The following is a 7,562-nucleotide window of genomic DNA, read 5'->3' on the forward strand; positions in this document are numbered from 1 at the left end:
GCCAGGGCGGCGGCCACCGTGCGCTGCGCCGGGCTCAACCTTCTCCCCGAACCGCCGATCTTCCCGACATGACACGCACCTCTGCCCTCGAATGCCGCTTCTGCAAGGCGCCGCTGCGCACCAGCTTCGTCGACCTGGGCATGAGCCCGCTGTGCCAGACGCACATCGCGCCGGACCAGCTCGGCGAGATGGAGCCCTTCTTCCCGCTGCACGCCTACGTCTGCGATGACTGCCACCTGGTGCAGCTGCAGGAGTTCGTCGCGCCCGATTCGATCTTCAGCGAGTACGCCTACTTCTCGTCCTACTCGTCGAGCTGGGTCGAGCACGCGCGCCGCTACGCGGTGATGGCCGCCGAGCGCTTCGGCCTCGGCCCGCGCAGCCAGGTCATGGAGATTGCCAGCAACGACGGCTACCTGCTCCAGCACTTCGTCGCCGCCGGCATTCCGGTGCTGGGGATCGAGCCGGCGGCCAACGTCGCCAAGGTGGCGATCGAGCGGGGCATCCCGACGACGGTGCGCTTCATGGGCCGCGAATCCGCCGAGGCCATCGCCCGCGAACACGGCCGCGCCGACCTGCTGCTCGGCAACAACGTGCTGGCGCATGTGCCCGACATCAACGACTTCGTCGGCGGCATGAAGACCCTGCTCGCGCCGGGCGGCACCATCACGATGGAGTTCCCGCACCTGCTGCGCCTGATCGAGGGCGTGCAGTTCGACACCATCTACCACGAGCACTTCAGCTACCTGTCGCTGGTCACGGTCGAGCGCATCTTTGCGCACCACGGCCTGACGCTGTTCGACGTGGAAGAGCTGCCCACGCACGGCGGCTCGCTGCGCATCTACGCGCGCCACACCGACGAGCACGTGAACGGCACGGCACGCCCGGTCGGCGAGCGGGTCCACGCGCTGCGCGAACGCGAGATCGCCGACGGCTACCTCGGCACCGAGCGCTACCAAGGCTTTGGTGAGCGCGTGCGCGAGACCAAGCGCAAGCTGCTGGCCTTCCTGATCGACGCCAAGGCGCGCGGCAAGACCGTCGTCGGCTACGGCGCGCCGGGCAAGGGCAACACGCTGCTGAACTACTGCGGCATCCGCACCGACTTCCTCGATTTCACCGTGGATGCCAACCCCTACAAGCAGGGCAAGTTCACCCCCGGCACCCGCATCCCGATCCTGGCCCCGGCCGCCATCCGCGAAGCGAAGCCCGACTATGTGCTGATCCTGCCGTGGAACCTGAAGGACGAGATCGCCCGCGACGCCGCCTACATCCGCGACTGGGGCGGGCAGTTCGTCGTGCCGATCCCAGAAGTCACCGTGTTCTGAGCCTGCCCTCCCGACCCGTTCACCGAGCTGTCCACATGAAAATTCTCGTCACTGGCACCGAGGGCTACATCGGTGCCCGCCTCGCCCCCTGGCTCGAAGCCGCGGGCCATGAAGTCACCGGCCTCGACATCGGCTTCTACGGCGACGGCCGCCTCTACCACGACCCGCTGGCCGCCCGCCTCAGCGCCCGCACGCTCTACAAGGATCTGCGCACCGTCGAGCCGGCCGATTTCGCCGGCTTCGACGCGGTGATCCACCTGGCCGAGCTGTCCAACGATCCGCTGGGCCAGAACCGCCCCGAGATCACGATGAAGATCAACCACGAAGGCTCCGTACGCATCGCCCATGCTGCCCGCGAGGCCGGCGTGAAGCGCTTCGTCTACGCCTCCTCGTGCAGCGTCTATGGCGTCGGCACCGGCGACTTCCTCGACGAACGCTCGCCCGTCAATCCGCAGACCGCCTACGCCGTGTGCAAGACGCTGGTCGAGCGCGACGTGACGCCGATGGCCAGCAGCGATTTCAGCGTCGTCTTCCTGCGCAACGCCACCGCCTACGGCCCGTCACCGCGCATGCGCTTCGACATCGTGCTCAACGACCTCTGCGCCCTGGCCCGCACGACCGGGCGCATCGCCATGGTCAGCGACGGCAGCCCGTGGCGCCCGATCGTCCACATCGAGGACATCTGCGAAGCAATGCGCTGCGCGGTGGAAGCGCCAGCGGATGCGATCAACGGCGAGGTGTTCAACGTCGGGCGCACGGACGAGAACTTCCGCGTGCGCGAGATCGCCGCGCTGGTGGCCGCCGCCTTCCCCGGCTGCGAAGTCACCGCCGGCCCGCCGAGCGCGGACAACCGCAGTTACCGCGTCTCGTTCGAGAAGATCGAGAAGCGCCTGCCCGGTTTTGTCGCCCGCTGGACCGCGCAGCGCGGCGCCGAGGAGCTGGCCAGCCTGTTCCAGCGCATCGACTTCACCGAGGCCGACCACCGCTGGCGCCCCTACACCCGCCTGAAGCAGTTGCAGTACCTGCAGCGCACCGGGCAGGTGGACGACGACCTGTACTGGAGCGCCCGTTGACGATGGTCTTCGAGCCGACGGCGATCGACGGCGTGCGACACATCCGCCTCGCGCCGATGGCCGACGAACGCGGCTCGTTCGCGCGGACGTGGTGCCGCGAGACCTTCGCCGCGAACGGTCTGGACGCAGCGATGGTGCAGACCAGCACCTCGTTCAACGTCCGCGCCGGCACGCTGCGCGGCATGCACTTCGCGTGGCCGCCGGCGACCGAGTGCAAGCTGGTGCGCTGCACGCGCGGGCGGGTGTTCGACCAGTTGCTCGACCTGCGCCCCGAATCACCGACCTACCGCGCCACGGTGTCGGTCACGCTGGACTCGGCGCTGGGCAACGCGCTGTGGATTCCGCGCGGCGTAGCGCATGGCTTCCAGACGCTGGTCGATGACAGCGAGGTCTTCTACATGATGACCGAGGCGTACCGGGGCGACCTTGGCGCCGGTGTACGGGCGGACGACCCGGCGTTTGGATTGACGTGGCCGCTGCCGGTGACCGCGCTGTCGGACCGGGACCGCGACGGACCGCTCTTCGACGAGGCCGCGCACCGCCAACGCTACGCTGCCGGGCTGGAGCGCTGATGCTGCTGGACGCGCTGCTCCCCGACGACGCGGCCAGCGCCAGCGCCACCGAGTCCTGGGCGCTGATCGAGGCGCTCTACCCGCTGTGCCGCAGCCTGACCGGCGACGGCGTGCGCCAGACGCTGGACCGGATCGGCGAACGCATCCCGCTCGTCCGCACCGAAGTCCCGAGCGGCACGCCCGCCTTCGACTGGGAGATCCCGCGCGAGTGGAACCTGCGGGACGCGTGGATCGCCGATGCCGAAGGGCGCCGCGTGGTCGATGTCCGCGCGCACAGCCTGCACGTCATGGGCTACTCGGTGCCGGTGCGCCGCACGATGACGCTGGAAGAGCTGCAGCCGCATCTGCACTCGCTGCCGGACCAGCCGGACTGGATTCCGTACCGCACCAGCTACTACCGCGAGCAATGGGGCTTCTGCCTGCGCCACCGCGACCGCGAGCGGCTCGGGCCGGGGCCGTACGAGGTGGTGATCGACGCCACGCTGGCGCCGGGGCACCTGAGCTATGCCGAATCGGTGATTCCGGGCCAGTCCTCCGACGAAGTGCTGGTCTACACGCACACCTGCCACCCGGCGCTGGCCAACGACAACCTGACGGGCATCGCCGTCGCGGTCGAACTGGCGCGGGCGCTGCACCGGGCGCCGACGAAGCCGCGGCTGACGTGGCGCTTCATCTTCGGCCCCGGCACCATCGGCTCGCTGGCCTGGCTGTCGCGCAACGAGGAGCGCCTGGGCCGCGTGCGCGCCGGGCTGGTGCTCGGGCTGCTGGGCGATCCGGGCGTGCTGCACTACAAGCACAGCCGCCGCGGCGACACGCTGACCGACCGCGCCGCCGCGCATGTGCTGCGCGGCACGGACGCCAGGCTGCTGGAATTCGAGCCCTACGGCTACGACGAGCGCCAGTTCTGCTCCCCCGGCTTCGACCTGCCGATGGGCCGCCTGACCCGATCGCCCAACAGCACATATCCCGAGTACCACACCAGCGCCGACGACCTGACGCTGATCCGCCCCGCGCAGCTCGCCTCGGCGCTGCAGACGCTGGCCCGGCTCGCCTCGGTGCTCGACGCCAACCGCACCCCGCTCAACCTCAGCCCCAAGGGCGAGCCGCGCCTGGGCAAGCGCGGTCTCTACGGCAGCGTCGGCGGCGGCGCGCCCGGTGCGTTCGAACACGCGCTGCTGTGGGTGCTCAACCAGGCCGATGGCACGCGCGACCTGCTGGCCATCGCCGAACGCGCCCGCCTGCCCTTCGAGCAGGTCGAGCAGGCCGCCGCCGCACTCGAACACGCCGGGCTCCTGCGCACGCTGGTTTCAGCCGATATAGCCGACACCGCCGGTCACATCGCCGGTCAAGAAGCCCCCGGCTCCCGAAAGAAAGGCCCTCCCCCATGAAAGTTGTTCTCTTCTGCGGCGGACTCGGCACGCGCCTGCGCGAGCACTCCGACACCATCCCCAAGCCGCTGGTCAACATCGGCGTGCGGCCCATCCTGTGGCACCTGATGCGCTACTACGCGCACTTCGGCCACAAGGAATTCATCCTCTGCCTGGGCTACCGCGGCGACCTGATCCGCGAGTACTTCCTGAACTACAACGAGGCGCTGTCGAACGACTTCGTGCTCAGCGAGGGCGGGCGCAAGGTCGATCTGGTCCACAGCGATCTGCAGGACTGGAAGATCACCTTCGTCGACACCGGCCTGCACGCCAACATCGGCCAGCGCCTGCTGCGCGCCCGCAAGTACCTGGGCGACGACGAGGAGTTCCTCGCCAACTACGCCGACGGCCTGAGCGACCTGCCGCTGGACCAGCACCTCGCCGAGTTCCGCGCCAGCGGCGTCACGGCCAGCTTCGCCACCGTGCCCTCGCCGCAGAGCTTTCACGCGCTGCACGGCGACGACAACGGCATCGTCACCAGCTTCGGCCCGCTCAACGAGCGGCCGTACTGGATCAACGCCGGCTTCTTCTGCCTGCGCCGGGAGATCTTCGACGTGCTCGAAGAAGGCGATGAACTGGTCGAGGCGCCCTTCCAGCGGCTCATCGCCCAGCGCCAGCTCGGCGCCTTCCGCCACCGCGGCTTCTGGCAGCCGATGGACACCTTCAAGGACAAGATCACCTACGACCGGATGGAGGGCAAGGGCAATTGTCCGTGGATGGTCTGGAAACCCGAGCGCCTCGAACCCAGGGCGGTGTCCACGTGCTGTCCCTGAACCCCGCGGCCGGGCGGCGCCGGCTGGACCTGCTCTGCCTGGGCGCGCACAGCGACGACATCGAGATCGGCTGCAGCGGCGCCGTGCTGCGCTGGCTGGCCGAGGTGCCGGAAGTGCATGTGACCTGGGTCGTGCTGAGCGCGCCCGGCGAGCGCGCCGACGAGGCCAGGCGCAGTGCCAAGGCGCTGCTGAAGGGGGCGGCGTCCGCCGAGGTGGTGATCGGCGATTTCAGCGACGCGCACTTCCCGTCGGAGACCGCGCGCCTGAAAGCCTTTTTCGCTGACCTGAGCCGGCGCATCACACCCGATGTGGTGCTCACCCACCGCCTGGAAGACCGCCACCAGGACCACCGCACGGTGGCCGAACTCACCTGGCAGGCGTGGCGCGACCACCTCGTGCTGGAGTACGAAATCCCGAAGTACGAAGGCGACCTCGGCCAACCCAATGTCTACGTGCCGCTGCCCGCGGAGATCGCCCGCCGCAAGGTGCGCCACCTGATGAAGCACTTCGGCTCGCAGCGCTCGAAGGGCTGGTTCACCGAGGCGACCTTCCAGGGGCTGATGGCGCTGCGCGGCATCGAGTGCCGTGCGCCGAGCGGACAGGCCGAGGCGCTGCACGCCCGCAAGGTGGTGCTGTGACAGTCGAGGGCGGCACCCGGCTGGCGCTGGTCACGGGCGGCTCGCGCGGCCTCGGTCGGGCGCTGGTCACTCAGTTGCAGGCCGAGGGCTGGCGCGTGGTCGAGCTGTCGCGCTCGGCGCCGACGCCGGACTCGGTGCGGGTGGATCTGGCGCAGCCGGCGGCGGTCGCGCAGGCGGTCGGCGCGGCGCTGGCGGGGGTCGATCCCCTGTCGATCACCGAGCTGCTGGTGCTGCACAACGCCGGCACGGTGCAGCCGCTCGGTGCGGCCGCCAACGCGCCGGTCGGCGACCTCATCGATGCGCTGAACGTCAACCTCGTCTCGGGCATCGCCTTCCTGTCCGCGGCGATGGTGCACTTCCAGTCCTGCCCGGGCCGCAAGGTCGTGGCGCAGATCACCTCCGGGGCCGCCGTGCGCGCGCACGCCGGGCTGTCGCTCTACAGCGCGGCCAAGGCGGGCATGGACCAGTTCATGCGCGTCGTCGCCGCCGAGCAGACGCGGCAGGCGCATCCCTTCCGCGCGCTGAGCCTCGACCCCGGCGCGCTCGACACCGGCATGCAGGCCACGCTGCGCGGTGCATCGCCCGAGGACTATCCCGGCGCCGCGGCCTTCACGCAGCGCCACCGGGACGGGGCGCTGGGGCGGGTCGACGACGTGGCGGCATCGGTGCTGCGCCTGCTGCGCGACGACACGCTGGCGGCCGGCGAGCGGCACCACGCCCGTCCCGCCCCGCCCTGACCGTTCAAGTTCTACCAACTCGGCTCGATAACACAGACTCGGCAGGGTCGCGCGGTAGTTGCCCCTGGCACATCGACGGAGTCCTTTCCATGCACCCACTGGCCACACTCGACTTCACACAGAACGACCTGCCGGACGCGCTGCTGACGCTGGACCGCGACGGCCTGGATGCACTGGAGTTCGGCGTCATCGGCTTCGACGCGGCCACCATCGTGCGCGACTACAACGCCTGCGAGTCCCGCATGGCCGGGCTGTCCCGAGAGCGGGTGATCGGACTGCCCTTGTTCACGGCCGTCGCGATCTGCATGAACAACGTCATGGTGGCCCATCGGTTCGAGGAAGCCGCCGAGACCGGCGTGGCCCTGGACGTCACCATCGACTACGTGCTGACCCTGCGCATGCGTCCCCAGCGCGTGCAGTTGCGCCTGCTGGCGTGGCCGGGGGAGGCCCGCCGGTTCGTGCTGATCCAGCGCAAGACCGGCGCCTGACGCCCATGGACACCTGTCCTGGTCAAGTTATTTCGCACAGCCCGATAGGTTGTGTGATTGCCGATTGATGCTCGAAGGCATTGGGTGGCACGTTGCCCAGTGTGGAGTGCAGACGCACGCTGTTGTAGAAGCTGACGATGTAGTCGGCGATGTCGCTCGTGGCCTCGGCATGGTTGGCGTAATCGCGCTGCCAGACACGCTCCATCTTGAGGTTCAGGAAGAAGCGCTCCATCACCGCGTTGTCCCAGCAGTTGCCCTTGCGGCTCATGCTGCCGACCAGACCGTGACTGGCCAGCAGCGCCTGATGCGCTGCGCTGGCGTACTGGCTGCCGCGATCCGTGTGGACGATCAAGCCCGGCGCCGGTTGGCGCTGCACGATGGCCAGTTGCAACGCCCGGCACACCAGCCCGGCCTGCATGTCCGGGGCCATCGCCCAGCCCACCACCTTGCGCGCAAACAAGTCCAGCACCACCGCCAGATACAGCCAGCCGCTGCGCGTGCGGATGTAGGTGATGTCGGCGACCCAGGCCTG

The 7,562-nt window shown here is 69.4% G+C and carries 9 protein-coding genes; 8 read left to right on the plus strand and 1 reads right to left on the minus strand.

Translation table 11 applies throughout. From position 1 onward, the window contains the following. Positions 1-68 precede the first annotated feature (68 nt). The 8 genes from AABN02_RS05240 to AABN02_RS05275 all read left to right on the plus strand — a co-directional run bounded on the left by AABN02_RS05240 (position 69) and on the right by AABN02_RS05275 (position 7,030). Positions 69-1,322, plus strand: coding sequence for a class I SAM-dependent methyltransferase (locus AABN02_RS05240; RefSeq protein WP_338413864.1), 1,254 nt, complete (start codon positions 69-71; stop codon positions 1,320-1,322). 35 nt (positions 1,323-1,357) lie between these two features. Then, entirely contained in the window at positions 1,358-2,395 is a 1,038-nt protein-coding gene (locus AABN02_RS05245) for an NAD-dependent epimerase/dehydratase family protein (protein ID WP_338413865.1), read from the plus strand. Positions 2,396-2,397: 2 nt separating this feature from the next. Beyond that, positions 2,398-2,967, plus strand: coding sequence for a dTDP-4-dehydrorhamnose 3,5-epimerase family protein (locus tag AABN02_RS05250; protein WP_338413873.1), 570 nt, complete (start codon positions 2,398-2,400; stop codon positions 2,965-2,967). Then, positions 2,967-4,355 (plus strand): DUF4910 domain-containing protein, encoded by a 1,389-nt coding sequence (locus tag AABN02_RS05255; protein ID WP_338413866.1) that lies wholly within the window; start codon positions 2,967-2,969, stop codon positions 4,353-4,355. Before AABN02_RS05250 ends, AABN02_RS05255 begins: the two co-directional genes overlap by 1 nt. Then, positions 4,352-5,167: a sugar phosphate nucleotidyltransferase gene (locus AABN02_RS05260; RefSeq protein WP_338413867.1), complete on the plus strand. Its 816-nt coding sequence runs from the start codon at positions 4,352-4,354 to the stop codon at positions 5,165-5,167. Before AABN02_RS05255 ends, AABN02_RS05260 begins: the two co-directional genes overlap by 4 nt. After that, positions 5,155-5,805, plus strand: coding sequence for a PIG-L deacetylase family protein (locus tag AABN02_RS05265; RefSeq protein ID WP_338413868.1), 651 nt, complete (start codon positions 5,155-5,157; stop codon positions 5,803-5,805). The genes AABN02_RS05260 and AABN02_RS05265 overlap by 13 nt, the downstream gene beginning before the upstream one ends. Continuing rightward, the gene (locus tag AABN02_RS05270; protein WP_338413869.1) at positions 5,802-6,542 is read left to right on the plus strand and encodes an SDR family NAD(P)-dependent oxidoreductase; all 741 of its coding nucleotides are present in this window, start codon (positions 5,802-5,804) and stop codon (positions 6,540-6,542) included. The genes AABN02_RS05265 and AABN02_RS05270 overlap by 4 nt, the downstream gene beginning before the upstream one ends. Before the next feature lie 89 nt (positions 6,543-6,631). Then, positions 6,632-7,030 carry a phosphonate transporter gene (locus AABN02_RS05275; protein ID WP_338413870.1) on the plus strand — a complete coding sequence of 133 codons (399 nt, stop codon included), beginning with the start codon at positions 6,632-6,634 and terminating at the stop codon, positions 7,028-7,030. 22 nt (positions 7,031-7,052) lie between these two features. Here the strand turns inward: AABN02_RS05275 and AABN02_RS05280 are convergent. Then, a partial coding sequence (locus AABN02_RS05280; RefSeq protein ID WP_338413871.1) for an IS3 family transposase occupies positions 7,053-7,562 on the minus strand: 510 nt, incomplete at its 5' end.

Origin of the sequence: uncultured Sphaerotilus sp., from assembly GCF_963924895.1 — a bacterium.
Classification (GTDB): domain Bacteria; phylum Pseudomonadota; class Gammaproteobacteria; order Burkholderiales; family Burkholderiaceae_C; genus Sphaerotilus.